This window comes from Halomonas daqiaonensis, from assembly GCF_900109725.1.
Classification (GTDB): domain Bacteria; phylum Pseudomonadota; class Gammaproteobacteria; order Pseudomonadales; family Halomonadaceae; genus Halomonas; species Halomonas daqiaonensis.
Genome location: NZ_FOBC01000007.1, coordinates 114104 through 133965 on the forward strand (window position 1 = coordinate 114104; position 19862 = coordinate 133965).

Annotated in this window: 16 protein-coding genes; 3 read left to right on the top strand and 13 right to left on the bottom strand. The window is 64.4% G+C overall.

The window, feature by feature from the left end; translation table 11 throughout:
• Nucleotides 1-82: 82 nt before the first annotated feature.
• The 4 genes from BMY30_RS07430 to BMY30_RS07445 all read right to left on the bottom strand — a co-directional run bounded on the left by BMY30_RS07430 (nucleotide 83) and on the right by BMY30_RS07445 (nucleotide 6782).
• Entirely contained in the window at nucleotides 83-4024 is a 3942-nt protein-coding gene (locus BMY30_RS07430) for a hybrid sensor histidine kinase/response regulator (protein ID WP_089712138.1), read from the bottom strand.
• 77 nt (nucleotides 4025-4101) lie between these two features.
• A complete protein-coding gene (locus tag BMY30_RS07435) occupies nucleotides 4102-4617 on the bottom strand; it encodes a hypothetical protein (RefSeq protein ID WP_089712140.1) in 516 nt (171 codons plus the stop codon).
• Between the two features lie 101 nt (nucleotides 4618-4718).
• Nucleotides 4719-6515 carry a sodium:solute symporter family protein gene (locus BMY30_RS07440; protein WP_089712142.1) on the bottom strand — a complete coding sequence of 599 codons (1797 nt, stop codon included), beginning with the start codon at nucleotides 6513-6515 and terminating at the stop codon, nucleotides 4719-4721.
• A gap of 6 nt (nucleotides 6516-6521) precedes the next feature.
• Entirely contained in the window at nucleotides 6522-6782 is a 261-nt protein-coding gene (locus BMY30_RS07445; protein ID WP_089712144.1) for a DUF4212 domain-containing protein, read from the bottom strand.
• Nucleotides 6783-7312: 530 nt separating this feature from the next.
• Here BMY30_RS07445 and BMY30_RS07450 point away from each other — a divergent pair.
• The 3 genes from BMY30_RS07450 to ttcA all read left to right on the top strand — a co-directional run bounded on the left by BMY30_RS07450 (nucleotide 7313) and on the right by ttcA (nucleotide 10810).
• Nucleotides 7313-9133, top strand: coding sequence for a putative nucleotidyltransferase substrate binding domain-containing protein (locus tag BMY30_RS07450; protein ID WP_089712146.1), 1821 nt, complete (start codon nucleotides 7313-7315; stop codon nucleotides 9131-9133).
• A gap of 44 nt (nucleotides 9134-9177) precedes the next feature.
• Complete coding sequence (locus tag BMY30_RS07455; RefSeq protein WP_089712149.1) at nucleotides 9178-9804, top strand: 3'-5' exonuclease; 627 nt, start codon at nucleotides 9178-9180, stop codon at nucleotides 9802-9804.
• Between the two features lie 100 nt (nucleotides 9805-9904).
• Nucleotides 9905-10810 carry a tRNA 2-thiocytidine(32) synthetase TtcA gene (gene ttcA, locus BMY30_RS07460; RefSeq protein WP_244516150.1) on the top strand — a complete coding sequence of 302 codons (906 nt, stop codon included), beginning with the start codon at nucleotides 9905-9907 and terminating at the stop codon, nucleotides 10808-10810.
• 84 nt (nucleotides 10811-10894) lie between these two features.
• On the opposite strand, the gene fnr is transcribed toward ttcA, so the two are convergent.
• The 9 genes from fnr to BMY30_RS07505 all read right to left on the bottom strand — a co-directional run bounded on the left by fnr (nucleotide 10895) and on the right by BMY30_RS07505 (nucleotide 19860).
• Entirely contained in the window at nucleotides 10895-11638 is a 744-nt protein-coding gene (gene fnr / locus BMY30_RS07465; RefSeq protein WP_089712153.1) for a fumarate/nitrate reduction transcriptional regulator Fnr, read from the bottom strand.
• Between the two features lie 118 nt (nucleotides 11639-11756).
• The gene (gene hemN, locus BMY30_RS07470) at nucleotides 11757-13133 is read right to left on the bottom strand and encodes an oxygen-independent coproporphyrinogen III oxidase (protein WP_089712155.1); all 1377 of its coding nucleotides are present in this window, start codon (nucleotides 13131-13133) and stop codon (nucleotides 11757-11759) included.
• 96 nt (nucleotides 13134-13229) lie between these two features.
• Nucleotides 13230-13928: a sulfite exporter TauE/SafE family protein gene (locus BMY30_RS07475; protein ID WP_089712157.1), complete on the bottom strand. Its 699-nt coding sequence runs from the start codon at nucleotides 13926-13928 to the stop codon at nucleotides 13230-13232.
• Nucleotides 13928-14140: a cbb3-type cytochrome oxidase assembly protein CcoS gene (gene ccoS / locus BMY30_RS07480; protein WP_089712159.1), complete on the bottom strand. Its 213-nt coding sequence runs from the start codon at nucleotides 14138-14140 to the stop codon at nucleotides 13928-13930. The genes BMY30_RS07475 and ccoS overlap by 1 nt, the downstream gene beginning before the upstream one ends.
• Nucleotides 14137-16617, bottom strand: a complete 2481-nt coding sequence (locus BMY30_RS07485; protein WP_089712161.1) for a heavy metal translocating P-type ATPase — start codon at nucleotides 16615-16617, stop codon at nucleotides 14137-14139. The genes ccoS and BMY30_RS07485 overlap by 4 nt, the downstream gene beginning before the upstream one ends.
• A 19-nt stretch (nucleotides 16618-16636) precedes the next feature.
• Nucleotides 16637-17149 carry a FixH family protein gene (locus tag BMY30_RS07490; protein WP_089712163.1) on the bottom strand — a complete coding sequence of 171 codons (513 nt, stop codon included), beginning with the start codon at nucleotides 17147-17149 and terminating at the stop codon, nucleotides 16637-16639.
• Nucleotides 17149-18582, bottom strand: a complete 1434-nt coding sequence (gene ccoG, locus BMY30_RS07495) for a cytochrome c oxidase accessory protein CcoG (protein ID WP_244516151.1) — start codon at nucleotides 18580-18582, stop codon at nucleotides 17149-17151. Before ccoG ends, BMY30_RS07490 begins: the two co-directional genes overlap by 1 nt.
• Before the next feature lie 136 nt (nucleotides 18583-18718).
• Entirely contained in the window at nucleotides 18719-19648 is a 930-nt protein-coding gene (gene ccoP / locus BMY30_RS07500) for a cytochrome-c oxidase, cbb3-type subunit III (protein ID WP_089712166.1), read from the bottom strand.
• Complete coding sequence (locus BMY30_RS07505) at nucleotides 19645-19860, bottom strand: cbb3-type cytochrome oxidase subunit 3 (protein WP_089712168.1); 216 nt, start codon at nucleotides 19858-19860, stop codon at nucleotides 19645-19647. Before BMY30_RS07505 ends, ccoP begins: the two co-directional genes overlap by 4 nt.
• Between the last annotated feature and the right edge of the window lie 2 nt (nucleotides 19861-19862).

Genomic DNA, 19862 nt, shown 5'->3' on the forward strand with positions numbered 1-19862 from the left:
CAAGCACCAAGGAAACGCAGAAAACCCACCGCCCGGTGGGTTTTCTGCGTCACAGGTATAGGCTTTTCTGGCTCGGCCGCTGCTACTGCGCTGCTCGGCTGGCCTGCAGGGTGCGGGTGAGCAGAGCGCGCAGGGCAGCAGGGCGTACCGGCTTGAGCAGCAGCTGGTAGCCGGCGCGCCTGATCTCCTCGGCTACCTCTTCGGTCCGGTCGGCGGTGATCACGATGCCGGGCACCGCGCCCTCCAGTCGTTCGCCGAGCGCCTCCAGGGCCATCAGCCCGGTGACCTCGTTGTCCAGATGGTAGTCCGCCAGTATCGCGTCCGGGTCGCCGTCCAGGTGACGCATTACCGACTTGGCACCGCCGATGGTGGTGGCCGTGAATACCTCGCAGCCCCAGCCCGATAGCATTGCCTTCATGCCTTCGAGGATCAGCGATTCGTTGTCGATGCAGAGGATCCGGGTGCCGGCGAGCTTGTTGCCGGCGCGTTTCGGGGTGGCGTCCTCGGCCTGCTGTGTCGCAGTGCGGGGCGCGACCACCGGCACGCTGACCGAGAACATGGTGCCGAAGCCTTCCTTCGAACGCACGCGGATGGGGTGATCGAGCACCCTGGCCATGCGGTCGGCGATGGACAGCCCAAGACCCAGGCCCTTCTCGCTTTCCTTGTGTCGCGTGGCCTGGTCGAGGCGCCGGAACTCCTGGAAGATCTCGAGCTGCTTGGCCTCGGGTATCCCCGGGCCGCTATCCCATACCTCTATGGTGATGCGCTTGCCATGGCGGCGGCAGCCCAGTAACACCCGGCCTGCCTGAGTGTAGCGGATGGCATTGGAGAGGAAGTTCTGGATGATCCGGCGCAGCATCTGTGGATCACTGTCGACCCACTGGCGGGTCGGCACCACGACGAGATCCAGGCCGCGTTCCTCGGCCATTACCTCGAACTCGGCGCGCAACGGCTGGATGATGTCGGCCAGGGCGAAGTGGCTGCGGCGCGGGGTAAGGGCACCGGCATCCAGCTTGGAGATGTCGAGCAGCGTGCCCAGCAGCTCTTCGGCGGCCTGCAGCGAGTTGTCGATATGGCCGATGGTGCGCTTCATGTCGTCGGCTTCCATCTCCTGGGCGAGGGCCGAGGTGAACAGCCGCGCGGCATTGAGCGGTTGCAGCAGGTCGTGGCTGGCGGCGGCCAGGAAGCGCGTCTTGGAGGCATTGGCATCCTCGGCCAGCTGCTTGGCCTGGCGCAGGGCGAGCTCGGCCTCGGCGCGTACCCGGTTTTCCTGGCGCAGGGCGGCGTTGGCCTCGGAGAGCGCCTGGGTACGCTCGCGCACCCGCTCTTCCAGCGTCTCGTTGGTCTCCTTGAGGGCGATCTCGGCCAAGCGGCGCTCGGTGATGTCCTGGTAGAGGGCGAAGAAGCCCAGTATGGCGCCGCTGTCACCGAAATGGGGCGTGTAGGTGACCAGCATGTAGCGCCGGTCGTCGCCGATGGGCAGCGAGACCTCGAAACTGACCCGCTCGCCGGCCAGGGCGCGTTCGATCCATGGCGCCCGTTCGCGCGCCATGCGGGGGTCCATCACCTCTTCGACACGTTTGCCGATCACCGCGTTGCGATCGATGCCGAAGGCCTGCTCGTAGGCGCGGTTGGTGAAGAGGTAACGACACTCCTTGTCGAAGTAGGCGATCAGCGCCGGCACATTGTCGGTATAGATGCGTATGTTGTTCTCGGAGCGGATCAGCGCTTCCTCGATGCGCTTCTGTTGGGTGATGTCCTGATAGGTGTAGACGAAGCCGCCCCCCGGCATGGGGTTGCCCTGCACCTCCAGCACGCTGCCATCCTGGCGATAGCGCACGTAGCGATGGGGGTGGCCCTCGCGGATGTTGTCGATCAGCAGTCGCACATGCTCCTCGGGATCGCCGGGGCCGTATTCGCCGTTGTGGGCGTTGTAGCGGAAGATCTTGTCCATCGGGGCGCCGACGCGGATCAGGTGGTCGGGGAAGCGGAACAGCTCCAGGTAGCGCTGGTTCCATACCACCAGGCGCAGGTTCTGGTCGACTACGCTGATGCCCTGGTTGATGTTCTCGATGGTGGCCTGCAGCAGGGCGCGGTTGAACTCCAGCACCTGGGAGGCCTCGTCGACGATGGAAATCACGTCCGAGATGCCGATGCCGCGCCCCTGAAGGGCCGAGTTGACCACGATCCGGGCCGAGGAGGCGCCGAGCACCGAGGCCAGGAAGCGTTCGGTGAACTGGATGACGTCGATGGAGGCCCGCGTATTGTTTTCCAGGGGCTTGCCGGTGCGTCGGGAATAATCCTCGAAGGCGCGGTTCACCTGACCGGCGCCCAGGAAGCGCTCGCAGAGCACCTTGAGGTCCCCCACGGTGGTGGCACCGGTCCAGGGGCGGTTCACCGAGGTCTGGCGAGTCTCGACGCTGTCGACGAACAGCGAGGCCTGGATGCGCTCGACGACCCGCTGAGCGGTGACCTGGGAGACGAAGATGTAGCAGAAGAGGTTCACGCCCAGGGAGAGCATCACGCCGTGGGTGAAGCTGTCACCGACGTTGAGACCGAACAGCGAGGTAGGGGTCAGCCAGGCAACGCCCAGCGGGCCACCATCGAGCCAGTTCCCCGGCAGCACGCCGGCACCGATCAGGGTGGGCATCAGCAGGCTGTAGGCCCAGATGGCAAAGCCGGCATTCATGCCGACGATCACGCCGAGGCGGTTGCCACGCTTCCAGTAGAGGCCGCCGATCAGTGCCGGGGCGAACTGGGCCGCCGCGGCGAAGGAGAGCATGCCGGTATTAGCCAGGGAGCTGAACTCGCCGATCAGTTGGTAGAAGCCGTAGGCCATGGCCAGGATAACGGCAATCGTGACGCGCCGCGCCCGCAGCACCAGTCGGCCATAGTCGCGCGGCTTGGTATCGAACCAGCGTAAGCGGAACAGGGCGGGGATGACGATCTCGTTGGAGATCATGATCGACACCGCCACAGCAGCAACGATGACCATGCCGGTGGCCGCCGAGAAGCCGCCGATGAAGGTTAGCAGCGTCAGCCATTCGTTGCCTGCGGCCATGGGCAGGGCCAGCACGTAGGTGTCCGGCTCGATGCCGCTGTCAGCGAAGACGGTCAGGCCGGCCGCCGCGATGGGGATCACGAAGAAGGCGAAGGCCAGCAAGTAGATCGGGAAGAGCCAGCGGGCCTTGGTGGCATCATCACGGTGGATGTTCTCCACCACCGCCACATGGAACTGGCGGGGCAGGCAGAGAATGGCCAGCATGGCCAGCAGGGTCTGGGCCCAGAAGCTCTGGCCGAAGTCCTGATCGGCCAGTTGACGCTGCAGCTCGAGTTGGGTCTCGGCGCGGCCCAGCAGGTCGCCGAGGCCGTCGAACATGCCCCAGGTGACGTAGGCCCCGAGGGCCAGGAAGGCGATAAGCTTGACCAGTGACTCGAAGGCCACGGCGTGGATGAGACCCTCGTGGTGCTCGGTGGCATCGGTGTGCCGGGTGCCGAAGAGGATAGCGAAGGCCGCCATCACCACGGCCACATAGAACGCCGTGTCGCCGAATAGTGGCGCCTGGGTGATATCGCCGGCATCGGTAATCACGCTGAAGGAGGTGGAGACCGCCTTCAGCTGCAGGGCGATGTAGGGCAAGGTGCCGATCAGCGCCACCAGGCTGGCAAAGGCAGCCAGCGACTGGGTCTTGCCGTAGCGCGAGGCGATGAAGTCAGCAATGGAGGTGACGTTCTGGTGCTTGGCGACGCGGATCATCTTGGCCAGCACCGGCCAGAACAGCAGCAGGGTGAGGATCGGCCCGACGAAGATGCTGGCGAAGGACCAGCCCGCTGTGGCCGCCTGGCCGACGGCGCCATGGAAGGTCCAAGAGGTGCAGTAGATGGCCAGGGCCAGGCTGTAGATCACCGGACGGCGCTGGCTTGCCCCATGCTCCCGAGCATGGCGATCGCCCCGCCAGGCGATGGCGAACAGCACGCTGATGTACAGCAGTGAAACGGCGATCAGCAGCCAGCCAGCGAACATGCACTCTTCCCCCTTCCGGATTCGCCCATTCTAGGGCAAGCCCGCCCCTCTGGGCAGAGCAGTGGAGGGGCGCGGGGTCAGGTCTCTGTGCAGATAGCCTGGTAGAGCGGGCTGGTGACCTCGACGAGGCGCATCTGTTCGGTGCGGGGAGTCCGCGATTCACCTTCCAGGGGCAGCATTTCACGGGTCGCGCAGTTCACCAGGTAGGCCTGATGGCTCACCTGGTCGACATACTCCTTCTCGAAGCGATAGAGCATGAATTCGACCAGGCGACCGTCATCTCCCTGGCTGACCGACAGGTTGTCGAGATCCACGATAGTGAAGGCGGTGGTCATGGGGAAGGCGAAGGTCCAGGGACGAAAGAACATCTGGCCCTTTTCCACTGAGACGATCTCGGCCGATTCGGGCAGTTGCTGCTGCTTGTTCTCGAGCCAGGTGTATTCGTTGTAGATCTGGTAGCCGAGCATTCCCAGGCCACCGCAGGCCGGGATGATCCAGCGCGGCAGTTGCTTGCCGCTTGCCAGCCACAGGATCAGACCGACCCCTGCGGCACCGAGGCCGGCGAAGACCGCTGCTATCAGGTGCCATATCATGATTCATGCGTCCTTAAAGAAAGCGATCGGGCTTCCCTGAGGAAGCCCGATCGGTAGTGGTTTGACTGGCCCGGCTAGCCGGGCCAGGTGGCCATTATGGCTCAGTGCCCGGTTGCGATACCAGCACCCTTGGGATAGCGGACGCTTTCCACCAGGTCCTGGATCTCCTGCGGGGGCTCTTCGGTGGCATTGGATACCACGAAGGCGACCACGAAGTTGAAGATCGCGCCAACCGCACCGAAGGACAGCGGTGAGATGCCCAGGATCCAGTTGTCCGGCGTGTTGGCCAGCATTTCGGTTCCCGGAATGAAGAACCAGCCCAGGTAGGTGAAGATGTAGAGCAGGGTCAGCAGCAGGCCGGTCAGCATGCCGGCGACGGCGCCCTTGTTGTTCACCCGCTTGGAGAAGATGCCCATCATCAGCGCCGGGAACAACGAGGCACCGGCGATACCGAAGGCGAGGGCCACCGTCTGCGCCGCGAAGCCCGGAGGATTCAGGCCCAGGTAGGTTGCCAACAGGATGGCGCCCGCCATGGAGATGCGCGCCGCCAGCATCTCGCCCTTCTCGGTGATCTTCGGGTTGATCATGGTCTTGATCAAGTCATGGCTGATGGCCGAGGAGATGGCCAGTAGCAGGCCGGCTGCGGTGGACAGGGCGGCCGCGATACCGCCGGCGGCAATCAGGCCGATGACCCAGCCCGGCAGGTTGGCGATCTCCGGGTTGGCGAGCACCAGGATGTCGTTGTTGACCTCCAGTTCGCTGCCTTCCCAGCCACGCGCTTCAGCGGTCTCGGCGAAGTCCTCGTTGCCGTCGTTGTAGAGCTGGATGCGGCCGTCGTCGTTCTTGTCGGTGTAGGTGATCAGGCCGGTCTCCTCCCAGGTCCTGATCCAGTCTGGCCGCTCCTCGTAGGCAAGGGGGTTGGTCATGGCATCTTCATAATTCTCCACCTGTCCTGCCGCTTGCGGATAGACCGTGGTCATCAGGTTCAGGCGCGCCATGGAGGCCACCGCGGGAGCTGTCAGGTAGAGCAGGGCGATGAACACCAGCGCCCAACCTGCCGACCAGCGTGCATCAGCCACCTTCGGCACGGTGAAGAAGCGGATGATGACGTGGGGCAGGCCGGCGGTACCGACCATCAGCGACAGGGTGAACAGCACCATGTTGAGCTTGTTGCTGACGTCGGCGGTGTAGTCCCGGAAGCCCAGCTCGTTCAGTACCTCATTGAGCTTGACCAGCAGCGGTACACCGGACTCGGTGTGGGTGCTGAACATGCCCAGCCCGGGGATGGGATTGCCGGTCAGCTGTATCGCGATGAACACGGCCGGAATGGTGTAGGCGATGATCAGCACGATGTACTGGGCTACCTGGGTGTAGGTGATGCCCTTCATGCCGCCGAAGACCGCATAGAGGAAGACGATGAAGGCCGCGATCCAGATGCCCCAGGTGTTGGAGACTTCCAGGAAGCGCGAGAAGGCCACGCCGGCACCTGTCATCTGGCCGATGACGTAGGTGATCGAGGCGACCACCAGGCAGATCACGGCGACCAGGCGGGCGGTGTTGCTGTAGAAGCGGTCACCGATGAAGTCGGGCACCGTGAACTTGCCGAACTTGCGCAGGTAGGGCGCCAGCAGCATGGCCAGGATGACGTAGCCACCCGTCCATCCCATTAGGAAGGTGGAGTTGGCGTAGCCCCCTGAGGCAAGCAGGCCGGCCATGGAGATGAAGGAGGCGGCGGACATCCAGTCGGCGGCGGTGGCCATGCCGTTGGTGATCGGATGCACGCCGCCGCCGGCGACGTAGAAGTCCTTGGTCGAGCCCGCGCGGGCCCAGATCGCGATGCCGATGTAGAGGGCGAAGGAGGCCCCTACAAACAGCAGGTTGATTGCAAACTGACTCATGCTGGCTTACTCCCCGAGTCCGAACTGTTGATCGAGCCGGTTCATCTTCCATGCGTAGAAGAAGATGATGCCGATGAAGGTGAGGATCGAACCCTGCTGGGCGAACCAGAAGCCCAGGTCCGTTCCGCCAACGGGAATGCCGGCCAGCAGCGGGCGAAGTAGGATGGCGAAGCCGTAGGACACCAGGGCCCAGACAATCAGGCACCCCGTGATCAGGCGTACGTTCGCCTTCCAGTAAGCAGCGGCATTGGCTTTGTCGTCTGCCATAGTGTTGCTCTCCACGTGTTGTTCAGGTTGGGAAGTTGCCCAGAGCGTTTAGGTTACTCATCAGGACAGTCGTGTCGGCGGAGCCAGCCTTAGCCTGTGCAGGCTGAGTCAGCCTGTCATCAGGTTGCCCGCTCCTTGTCGAGGTGCATTGTCGACGCGGGATTGTCCTGCATGGCTCGCGGCCAATAGTGGGCAGCAAACGCCTAAAATAAATCCCAGACTTTCGTATCATGAAAAGATACCGATGGAAGGTTCTTTCTATAAAGTATTGTTTATCAGCTAGTTAGGTTGATATTGCAGTCAAGGTTCCGGCGTTCAAGAAGCATGCATAGGACGATGGTATAGCCCCGAAATCCACAGTGGTTAAGCCTCGCTCCATGTTGGTCTTTGACGATGGTCTAAGGCCGGCTGGATAGGACGATTGTCTAGGTTATTTACTGAAACCCTACTTTGCTATCTTGAATTCTCGCTGAAGGCGAAGCACAACCTAGCCAGCGGGGTGATGACCGCCGCGAGACGAGGACAACCCCATGGTCGATGTAGAACTCTCACAGCCGCCTTTTACCTTTCTCGACGAGGAAGGCCGGGAGCGCGTTCGCAGCGGCATCGACCTTGCCTATTTCGACCGTGACGAGATCATTCTCGATGCCGGCCAGCCCGGTGAGTATGTATTCCTGATCCACAAGGGCGAGGTTGCCGAGCTCGATCCGACCCTGCCGGGCGCCCAGTCACGCATTGGCCACTACACCGCCGGTGACCTGTTCGGCGCCATCAGCATCCTCAACGGCAAGAGCCGCTATCGATTCCGGGCCGAGCAGGAGAGCCTCTGCTACCTGCTGCCCAAGGGGCTGTTCAAGCAGCTCTGTGAGGCCTATCCGGCCTTCTCCGAATTCTTCCGCCAGCGCCTGGCACAGAAGACACGGCTGCTCACCGAAGGCCGCGCGGAGGGCGGCGTGACCATGGCCGGCTTCATGCTCGCCCGGGTCAGTGACTGCATGCGCGACCCGCTGCTCGTCGAGGATTCGACCAGCATTGCCGAGGCAGTCCACACCTTGAACGACAGCCATGCCGACAGTCTGCTGGTGCAGGGTGAGGATGGACCCGGCATGGTCACCAAGACCGACCTGCTCAATGCCTTGGTACTCGAGGGGCAGGCGCAGGATAGCCTGGTTCAGGCGATTGCCCACTTCGAGCTGATCACGGCGACGCCAGGCCAGTATCTGTTCGAGGTGCTGGTCCAGATGACCCGTTTCAAGGTCGAGCGCGTGGTGGTGATGGATGATGGCACCCCGGTAGGGGTGGTGGAGTTGACCGACGTACTCAGCTACTTCTCCAGCCGTAGCTATGTGGTCAGCCTTCAGGTGGAGCAGGCCAACAGCCTGGCCGCCCTGGCCGCCGCCAGCCGCCGCACGCCGGAGCTGGTGCGGGCGCTGATGGCCCAGGGTGTCAAGCTGCGCTTCGCGATGGGACTGCTGGCGGCCCTCAATGGGCGCATCATGAACAAGGCCTGGGGCTTTCTGATCGATGAGCGCCACCATTCCGATAGCTGCCTGATCGTGATGGGCAGCGAAGGGCGTGGCGAGCAGATCCTCAAGACCGACCAGGACAATGGCCTGATCCTCGCCGACGATGTGGAATGGCCCGACTGCCACGAACAGATGCAGCGTCTCACCGAAACGCTGATCGAGCTGGGCTATCCGCCTTGCCCGGGCAATATCATGGTTTCCAACCCTGAGTGGGTCGGCACCGAGACACAATGGCGCGGACGCATCGCGCAATGGGCGGAGAGCCGTGACGGCGAGAGCCTGATGCGGCTGGCCATCATGCTCGATTCGCACGCCGTGGCCGGCAATCCGGCCCTGCTCGAGCGGCTGCGCGAGGAACTCTTCGAGCGCTGCAGCCGCGACGAGATCCTGCTCTCCTATTTCGCGCGCACGGCGCTGCGCTTCTCCACCCCGCTGACGCTCTTCGGGTCGTTGAAGAAGCCGCAGCACGGTGTCGACATCAAGAAGGGGGGCATCTTCCCCATCGTCCATGGGGTGCGCACCCTGGCACTGGAGCGTCGTATCACCGCGACCTCCACACTGGAGCGACTCGAGGCTCTGGTGACCGATGGTCGTCTTGAAGAACGTTTCGCCGAGGACCTGGGGGAAGCGCTCTCGCTGTTCACCGAGTTGCGACTGCGACAGCAGCTCGAACGCCTCGACGACCCGGAGGACCGGGAAGAGGCCGACAGAGTAGTGGTTCAGGAGCTCTCGTCGCTGGAGCGGGACCTGTTGCGTGAGGCGCTGCATATCGTCAAGGACTTCAAGCAGCGGCTGTCGCACCGCTTCCACCTCGAGTACTCGTGAGTCACGAGGTAGTCAGAGAACGATAACAACGGGAGGTTTCATCCATGCTCAAGGCACTGCGGCGTGCCGCCGATCGACGACGACAGGTCCATGGCGATTATGGTTGGCTCTTTTCCCCCTACACCGGGGAAGAGATGGTCGCCATTCATTGCAACGCCACAGGGCTCGATACCCGCCACGCCGAACTGGTGTCCCTGGCGGCGGTGCGTATTCGCGGTGACCGTGTCCTGACCAGCGATTCACTGGATCTGCACCTGGCTAGGCCGGCGAGTCTCTCCGGCGACTCGATCCGCATCCACGGCCTGCGTGCCATTGATCTTGCCGATGGGGCGAATGTCGAGGAGGCACTGACACGCTTCCTGGGCTTCGTCGGCAACCGTCCGCTGGTTGGCTGGCGCCTGGATTTCGATCTGGCCATGCTCAACCGCTATTTACGCCCCCTCTTCGGCTTTGACCTGCCCAATGCCGGCATCGATGTCGCCCAGACCTATCAGCGTCAGCTGCGTCGCAGCCATCCCGAGCTGGATATCAGCCCGCGCTTCGAGAAGGTGGCCGAGCGGTTGGGCGTGCCGGTCATGGGGCGTCACACGGCTCTGGGTGATGCCGTCACCACGGCATTGATCCATCTGCGCCTGGCACGGGGCCCCATGCTGGCGAAACGGCTCTGCTGAGTCCGAGCCTTCGTTTCGCCCGGCCATGGCGAGGGTGGTAGGATAGTGCTCGTTATTTCCAGCTACCCTGGCAGCGCCCGAGATCATGCACGACGCCCTGATGTTCGATCCCCGTGATACTTCCGCACCCGATGCCCCGTCCTTCACGGAGCCTGCGTCGACCCTTGCGGGCCACGATGCCCGAGGCAAGCGCGAGTTCAATAAGCTGCAGAAGCGCCTGCGCCGCCAGGTGGGCAATGCCATCATCGACTATGGGATGATCCACGAGGGTGATCGCGTGATGGTCTGCCTGTCCGGGGGCAAGGACAGCTACACCCTGCTGGAGATCCTGCGCAACCTGCAACGCAGCGCTCCGGTGGCCTTCTCGCTGGTGGCGGTGAACCTCGACCAGAAGCAGCCCGGCTTTCCGGAGCACGTGCTGCCCGAGTACCTCGAGGGTATCGGCGTCGAGTATCACATCCTCGAGCGCGACACCTACTCGGTGGTCAAGGAGAAGACCCCCGAGGGCAAGACCACCTGCGCGCTCTGCTCGCGGCTGCGGAGGGGCTCGCTCTATGGCTTTGCGGAAGAGATCGGCGCCACCAAGGTGGCGCTGGGTCACCACCGCGAGGACATCCTCGAGACGCTGTTCCTCAACATGTTCTTCGGCGGCAGTCTCAAGGCAATGCCGCCTAAGCTGCTCTCCGACGATGGCCGGAACATGGTGATTCGTCCACTGGCCTACTGCCGGGAAGCGGACATCGCCGAGTTTGCCCGGCTGATGGACTTCCCGATCATTCCCTGCAACCTCTGCGGCTCCCAGCCCAATCTGCAGCGCCAGGTGGTCAAGGAGATGCTGGCCGAGTGGGAGAAGTCCCATCCCGGCCGTCTCGAGAGCATGTTCAAGGCGGTCACCAAGGTGGCGCCGTCGCAGTTGGCCGACCGCGAGCTCTTCGACTTCGCCGGCCTCGAGGAGAAGCAGGCCCGGCGGCAGGCCAGCCGCATCGATATCCATCAGGAGCTGTAAGCTTTAAGCCGTAAGCGGGAAGACAATCACAATCGCGCCCGTGACTTGTCACAGGGGCGATTCGCTTCAGGCTGGCTTCGAGCTTCAGTGCGCGCCCTCTTCCTCGGCCACCTCGATAAGCGTCTCAAGGTCGAGGATGTTCACCTCGCGACCGGAGACGGCCACCAGACCCTGTGACTGGAAGCGGCCCAGGATGCGGCTGACGGTCTCTACGGCCAGCCCCAGATAGTTGCCGATGTCGGCTCGGGACATGGAGAGCCGGAAGCTGTAGGGGGAGTAGCCGCGACGGCGGAAGCGATCGGAGAGGCTGGTGAAGAAGGCGGCCAGGCGCTGATCGGCGGTCTTGCGTGAAAGCAGGCGCATCATGCGGCGATCGTCACGCATCTCCTTGCTCATGCTGCGATAGAGCTGGCCTCGAAGCTCGGGCAGCGATTCGGAGAGGGCGTCGAGACGGTCGAAGGGAATCTCGCATACTGTGGTGGTCTCCAGGGCGATGACTGTGCCGGGGTAGCGTTCCTCGTCGATACCGTCAAGGCCCACCAGTTCGCTGGGCAGGTAGAAGTTGGTCAGTTGGTCCTCGCCGCTGCCCTCGGTGGTTACCTGCTTTAGGCTGCCGGAGCGCACTGCGTAGACACTGGTGAAGGTGTTGCCTTGGCGGAACAGCGATTCACCCTTCTTCAGCGGTGCCCGACGCCGGATGATCGCGTCGAACTGGTCCATGTCTTCGAATTCGAGCGCCAGTGGCAGGCAGAGTGAACTCAGGCTGCACGTCTGGCAGCGGGTCTCGTTCAGCATTGAACGGCGCCTGCCGGTCGCGGTGTCGGGCATGCTCTCCTCCAAGGACGATGACTCAGTCACAGTATGGAGGATTGTCGTCCACCGGCAAAGCCTCCCTTAGGAGGTACCCTCCTGAGCAAACTCGCGATGCCATGATGCGTCGCGCCGGTCAGGCGGCACGGGCATCGAAGGCCGCCGCCAGGCGGTGAACCAGCAGTCTCCCTGCCGGTGTGACCTCGAGACGTTCTTCGTGGCGCATCACCAGGCCGTCATGCTGAGCCAGAGCCAGCCGGGAGAGGGCATCGCTCAGGTGTTTGCTCGCATCCAGGCCAAATTCCTGCCCGAGGATAGCGAGGTCCAGGTGCATGTCGCACATCAGACGCTCGATGGCGCGGGCTCGCAGGCGGTCATCGTCGGTGAGCCGCAAGCCCCGTTCCACCGGCAACTGGCCGGCATCCAGGCGTGCCTCGTAATCGCCAAGGGTCATGGGGTTGCGGGTAGCGATGTTGCCCAGTCGGCTGAGGGCCCCCACGCCCAGGCCCAGATGATCGCAGGGTGGAAGCGCGCTGTAGCCATTCAGATTGCGCGACAACTGGCCTTGGGCCTGGGCAATGGCCAGTGGGTCCTCGGGACGGGTGAAATGCGCCATGCCGATGTGCACATAGCCGGCATCGGCAAGTATCGAGAGGGCGTTATGGAGGATAGCAAGTTGCTCATCGGCCCGCGGGAGATCTTCGGCCCGGATTTGGTGCTGGGCCGCGAATCGCTTGGGCTGATGGTCGTAGTGGGACAGCGACAGACGGGCCGGCGCCATGGCGACCACCTGCTCGAGGGTTCCGGTAAAGCTTTCGCGGGTCTGACCGGGCAGGCCTTGCATCAGCTCCATGCCCAGGGAGCGGAAGCCCAGTCGGTGAGCCTCGTCGATCAACTGCTCGGTCCGGGCCCGAGGCTGGAAGCGGTTGATGGCGTGCTGGACCCGCGGGTCCAGATCCAGCACCGACAGGTTCAGGCGATTGAAGCCCAATGCCTGAAGGTGGCGCAGGGTGAAGACGTCGGTTTCTCGGGGATCGATCTTGATGCTGTAGTCGCGCTGGCGCGAGCTCGATAGCCCGAAGCGTGCGTCGAGCCGGTCGACCAGGTCGCTCATCTGGTACAGGGTCAGGAAGGTCGGCGTCCCGCCCCAGTGGAGTTGCGAAATCTCCCTCGTGCCTTCCAGGTGGCGTGAGGTCAGCACCATCTCCCGGTCGAGCCGAGAGAGGTAGGGCTCGGCGCGCCAAGAATTCTCCGCGGGGACCCGGATACAGGCACAGTGATGGCAGCTGTGGCGGCAGAATGGCACCTGTACATAGAGGGACAGGTTCTTCCCGCTAGCGTTGCTGCGCGCCAGGGCCGCCGTGAGTTCAGCCTCCGAGAGTCCAGTCGTCAAGCTGTCGGCGCTGGGGTAGCCGGCGTAGCGCGGCCCGCCGCCGTGCCGGTGCAGCAGACCCGCGTCGTGGATCAGGCCGGTGCCGCGTGGACGGTCGTCGACGACGGCTCGAGCGGGCATGGTCGGCACTCCGGAGATTGGACATGCCTTGATGCTAGCGACGAGCACCAAGGGTTGCGTTGAGCTGCGTCAAGCGAAGCGGAATTTGCCTCGGGGTCAATGATGCGACGTGATGGGCAGAAGTACCCAAAGCTGCCAGAGGGCGAAGGCGATGATCGACAGCGCGGCCAGCGTGCGGGTGGCCGGGTGGCGGATCAGGGCACCGAGCTGTCGAGCGGCCAGCCCGGTGGCCAGCAGGGCCGGCAGGGTGCCAAGCCCGAAGGCGCCCATCAGGGCGGCGCCGCGCCAGGGGTCGGCGATGGCCAGGCTCCAGGCGAGCATGGAGTAGACCAGGCCACAGGGAAGCCAGCCCCACACCGCCCCCAAAGCCATCGCCTGGGGGACCTGTACCACCGGCATCAGGCGCCGACCCAGTGGCTCGAGGTGCTTCCAGAGCCGGCGGCCCAAGGCTTCGATCCGTAGCAATCCCTTCCACCAGTCGGCGATGTACAGGGCCATCAGGATCAACATCACCGCGGCGAGGGCCTGGAGGATCAGGCGTACCTGAGGTGTGAGGGCGACCAGGGTGCCGAGTCCCGCCACCAGGGCGCCGGCTGCCATGTAGCTGGCGATCCGCCCCAGGTTATAGCCCAGCAGCAGCCCGGACAGGCGTGCCGGGTTGCGCATGCTGGGAGGGACGGCGAACGTCAGGGCGCTCATGATGCCGCCGCACATGCCGATGCAGTGGGCACCACCGAGCAGGCCGAAGACGAAGGCGGCGGCCAGCGGAGGCAGGTCTAGGCCGGTGGGATCCATCAGTCGCGGCGATCCTCCTCGGCGTGGGCATCGCGCTCAGGGTTCCGCCGGTCGTCTTTCGGCCGGTCGTTGTCGTCCTCGTCGAAGAGGATGCGATAGGCAGGGCCTTCCAGGTCCTCGAACTGGTCGTGCTTGACGGCCCAGAAAAAGGCCCATACGGCCAGCCCCAGCAAGATCAGCGAGAGGGGGATCAGCAGGTAGAGGATGCTCATGCGTTCACCAACCGGGGAGCGGCGAGGCCGGCCTGCCGTGAAGGGGTATCGCGGGTCAGACGCAGGGCATTGGCGACGACGACCAGGGAACTGGCCGACATGCCGATGGCCGCCAGCCAGGGTGGCACGAACCCCATGGCCGCCAGCGGCAGCGCCGAGATGTTGTAGACCAGCGACCAGGTCAGGTTCTGGCGGATGATTCGCCGGGTGGCCCGGCCGGTCTCGATGGCCTCGACGATACGCCTCAGGCGCGGGTTGAGCAAGACGGCGTCGGCACGGGTGCGTGCCAGGTCGGTGGCACCGTTCATGGCGATGGCCACGTCGGCGCCGGCCAGTACCGGGACGTCGTTGATGCCGTCACCAACCATGGCGACCCGTTCGCCGCTGGCCTGCAGGGTCTGGAGGCGGGCCAGCTTGTCCTCGGGCGTGGCTGCCGCCTGCCAGGTGTCGATTCCCAGGCGCCGGGCCATGTCGGCTACCGCCGAGACGGTGTCGCCGGAGAGCAGCTCCACCGCCAGGCCTCGTTCCTGAAGTGCCAAGACCGTCTCCCGGGCATCTTCGCGGAGGTGATCATGAAGGCAGAACCAGGCCCGCGGCTGGCCCTCCTCTGACAGCAGCAGCCACTGTCCCTCGCCGGGCAGGCCCGGGGATGCCTCGGGAGCGGCGAACTCGGGCTTGCCGAGCCGCCAGCGGCGATCGGCGATCCTGCCCTCCAGGCCCTGGCCGGGTCGGTTGAGTACCTCGGCGGCGGTGACGGTGGCCTCGCGAAAAGGGCGGAAGGCTCGCGCGATGGGATGTTCCGACTGGGCCTCCAGTGCGGCCGCCAGGCTGCGGGCGCGGTCTTCGTCGAGTGCATTTCCCGGGTCGCCGGTCAGACGGGTCTCGACCAGGCTCATCTCGCCGCTGGTCAGGGTGCCGGTCTTGTCGAAGATCACCCGGTCGAGCTCTGACAGCGTCTCCATGGCATCGGCACGGGTGATCAGCACGCCGCGCCGATGCAGGCGGCCATGGGCGGCAGTGAGAGCCGTGGGCGTGGCCAGTGCCAGGGCGCAGGGGCAGGTGACCACGAGCACCGACAGGGTGACCCACAGCATCCGGTCCGGGTCGATAAACCACCAGGCGACGGCCACGGCTATCGAGATCAGCAGCACCTGCAGCACGAAGTGGTGGGCCATGCGCGCCGCCAACTGGGCGATGCGCGGCCGGTTGGCGAAGGCGCGGTCGGTGAGGTCGATGATACTGGCGACGCGGGCATCGGCGCCCGCGTGGGTGACACGCACCGTCAAGGGGCTCTCGATGTTCTGGCTGCCACCGGTCACACGCTCGCCAATCCCGCGGGTCACCGGCAGGTACTCCCCGGTGAGCATGGACTCATCGAGGCTTGACTCTCCGGACTCGATCACCCCGTCGGCCGGCACGCCATGGCCGGGCTTGACCAGTACCCGGTCCCCGGCCGTGAGTTCGTTCGCGGGCAGGATGCGTTCCTCGCCCGCGTCGGTGAGGCGGGTCGCCGAGAGGGGCAGTGCGCTGGCGAGGGCGTTGCCGCTATGTCCACTGCGGCGTCGGGCGCGCCCCTCCACGTAGCGGCCGAAGAGCAGGAAGAAGGTGAACATGGCCACCGAGTCGAAATAGACGTCGCCGTCGCCGGCAATCACCGCATAGCCGCTGGCCAGGTAGGCGCCACCGATGGCCAGCGACACCGTCACGTCCATGCCCAGCACCCGGGTCTGCAGGTCGCGCAGGGCGTTGCGGAAGAAGGGCTGGGCGGAAAAGAGCACCACCGGGGTGGCCAGGGCAAAGGAGAGCCAGTGGAAGAGGGCGAGGAAGTCGGCACTGATCTCGCCGGGGTCGGAGACATAGATGGGAATCGAGAACATCATCACCTGCATCATGCCCACGGCGGCGATGATCAGCCGGCGCACGTTCATGCGCTCCTCGTGCTGGAGTTGCTGTTGCGCGGTATCGGGCTCCCAGGGCTGGGCCGGATAACCGATAGCGGCCATCTCGGCCAGGATCCGCGACAGGGCGACCCGCTCGGGGTCCCAACTGACCCGCAGACGGTGGTGTGAGAGATTGACGGCGCTGGTGGCGATCCCGTCCAGGGCATTGAGGCGGTGTTCGATCAGCCAGGCACAGGCCGCACAGGTGATGCCATCCACGGCCAGGGTGACATGCACCGTTCCGTCATCCCCGGGGTGCACGAAGCGTGCCTGCAGCCCGGGGTCATCGAAGACCGCCCAGGTCTCGGCCCTGGCCGCCTGGCGGTCGTCCGGCCGCTCGGGTAGTTCGGTACGGAAACGGTAATAGCTCGTCAGGCCGCCATCGACGATGGCGTGGGCAACGGCCTCGCAGCCCGGGCAGCAGAGGGGATGGTGCTCTTCGTCGAGGGTGATCGACCAGGGCGCACCCGGGGGCACCCGGCTGCCGCAGTGATAGCAGTCGGATGTTGCTTCAGGCGTCTGGGGGCGCTGGGTCATGGTGTCTCGTTGGCAAACCTTAGAGCCCGGGAACCAGGGCGATCTCGTCATCACTGGGGAAGCGGGCCTCGCCGGTGAGGCGCCATTCGGCGTCACGGCCCTCGGCGGGCTGTAGCTGCAGGTACCAGCGGTAGTTCAGGCGTTCGTCGACCATCCCCACATAGCGACCCTCGCGGACATGCTCCAGGGTGAGCGAGCGGTCACGGTGGCTATCGGTGGGAAAGATCAGGGCCAGGTGGAGGCGCTCAGGGCGGCGCTCCCCCTGCAGGTCGACGACGATGTCGCCGGTGAGGGCGTCAGCGCGCATCACCGCCTCGAGGCCCAGCGACTGTGCATGCTCCTGCTTGGCCAGTTGCTCGTTGATGGCCAGGCCCTGCTTGTAGTAGTCACCGCCCACCGAGCCGTCATAGTAGTGTATCGACAGCGTCAGGTAGACCAGGCTGAAGGTGATCGAGGAAGCCAGCAGGCCGATCAGGAACCAGGGCCAGAACTGTTTGTACCAGGGTGGGATGCTCTCGTGCTCCGCGCTCATCAGCGGGTCTCTCCTATGAAGCGGCTGTCGCGTTCGACGGTGATGTCGGCATCCCGGGCTTCCAGTCTCAGGATGATCTCGGAGCTGGGCCGGTCGATGGACTCGGGAGGTGCGCTGGCCCGGATCACCAGCTGGCGCGAGTCGCCGGCGGGAACGCTGACCTCGTGCGTATCCAGGGTCAGGCCGGGTAGCCCTGAGGCTTCCAGTCGATAGACATGCGCCTGCTTGTCGAGGTTGCGTACGGTCAGGGTGTAGACGTTGCTGATTTGTCCGTCGGGGTTCGTCTGGAACAGCCGATTGCGTTCGCGTTCCACATCGAACCCGAGAGGCGTGCGGTCTGCCACCGCCCAGGCGAAGGCGCCGATCATCACCACCAGCACGGCCAGATAGCCCATCAGGCGCGGTCGCAGGATATGGGTCGGCTTGCCCTCCAGGGCGTTCTCGGTGGTGTAGCGGATCAGACCGCGGGGATAGCCCATCTTGTCCATCACACTGTCGCAGGCGTCGATGCAGGCTGCGCAGGTAATGCACTCGTATTGCAGGCCATCACGGATGTCGATCCCGGTCGGGCAGACCTGCACGCAGAGGTCGCAGTCGATGCAGTCACCGTGGCCGGCGGCACGGGCCTGGGCATGGCTGAGGCTCTTCTTGCGGGGGCCGCGGGGCTCTCCGCGGGCAGCATCGTAGGAGACGATCAGGGTGTCACGGTCGAACATCACCCCCTGGAAGCGCGCATAGGGGCACATGTAGATGCACACCTGCTCGCGCAGCCAGCCGGCGTTGAGATAGGTGAAGACCAGGAAGAAACCGACCCAGAAGTAGGACCAGCCGTGGGCCTGCAGGGTGGGCAGATCCACTACCAGGTCGCGGATAGGGGTAAAGTAGCCGACGAAGGTGAGCCCGGTGGCCAGGGCAATCAGCAGCCAGACGGCGTGCTTGGCGGACTTGCGCCACAGCTTGTCGGTGGTCATCGGTTGCTTGTCGAGCTTGATGCGGCGGTTGCGCGACCCCTCCAGGCGGTGCTCGACCCAGATGAACAGGAAGGTCCAGACGCTCTGCGGGCAGGTATAGCCACACCAGACACGGCCGGCGAACACCGTGATGAAGAACAGGCCGAAGGCGCAGATGATCAGCAGCCAGGAGAGCAGCATGAACTCCTGGGGGTAGAAGGTCGCCGAAAAGATATGGAACTCCCGGCCGGGGAGGTCGAACCAGATCGCCGGTCGGTCGCCCCAGCGTACCCAGGGTAGCAGGAAGAAGGTCAGCATCAGGGCCCAGTTCGAGACGCGACGCAGGCGCTGGAAGAAGCCCTTGATCTCGCGCACATAGATGTGGCGCCGGCTGGCGTACATATGCTGGGTGACCGTTTCCTGCGGCATGTGATGCTCCACGGAATCCGGGGTGACATCGCGGGTCGGGATCTTCTCGCTCATGGCAGGCTCACGGCTGACAAGGAGGGACAGGGCCGGACAGGGGCCGCTGATGGTGCGCTTATTGTATCGGGGTGGCCTCACAACGAGAAAGGGTGCGACCGGAGGCCGCACCCTTTCCTGCCCAAGGTCTGTGGCCTCAGTCGTCCTGACTCAGACTATAGACGTAGGCCGCAACGAGATGGACCTTGTCCTCGCCGATATAGGCGGCCTGGGCCGGCATGTGACCGTTACGGCCGTTACGCAGGGTCTGGCGCACGGAGTCGGCCACGCTCTGCCCGGGCGCCTGGTAGAGCCAGACATCGTCGGTCAGGTTGGGTGCCCCAAGCGCCTGGTTGCCGGTGCCGTCGGGGTTGTGGCAGGCAGCACACACCGACGCGTAGGTGGCAGCACCACTCTCGGCTCTGTCGGCGTCATGATCGAGACCGGAGAGCGAGAGCACGAACTGGGTCACGTTCTCGATGTTCTCGCTGCCCAGCTGCTGCCAGGATGGCATAAGGCCGTTACGGCCGTTGGCAATGCTATGCACGATCTGCTCGGGCTCACCTCCGTACAGCCAGGCATCATCGGTCAGGTTGGGAAAGCCGTAGCCGCCTTGGGCGCCCGAGCCATGACAGACTGAGCAGTTGTTGAGGTAGATACGCTCGGCGACCTGCATGGCCTCGCCGTCCTTAGCCAGCTCCGGGATCGGGATCTCCTCGTACTGGGCGAAGATCGGTGCGAAGCGCTCCTCGGCACGCGCCACCTCTTCCTCCCACTGGCCTTCCTGTGTCCAGCCCAGCAGGCCGGCGAAGTTGCCGAGGCCGGGATAGAGCAGCAGATAGCCAAGTGAAAAGATCACGGTGCCCACGTACAGCTGGAACCACCAGCGCGGCAGCGGGTTGTCGTACTCCTCGATCTCGTCCGCCGCATGGCCGGTGGTTTCGACGTTGCCCTCGGCATCGGGGGTCTTGTCGGTCTTGCGGTTGGCATACAGCAGCCAGAAGGCAATTCCGATAGAGCCCAGTGTGATGACGATGATCCAGGCACTCCAGAAGCCGGAAAGGGAGTCACCCCAAAGATTATTCATGTGTTTCTGTCTCCCCTGTCATGGCGGGAATCGGTCTCGCGCGAGGCGCTCGTGTCACGGTTCACCGGAGCATCATCCTCGTCGGCGAAAGGCAGGTTTTTCGCCTCGTCGAAGTCCTTCTTGCGTCGCTTCGAGTAGGCCCACAGGGTGAGCCCGATGAAGGCAATGATCAGGATGCCCGTGATGATGCCGCGAAAGGTCCCGGTATCCATAG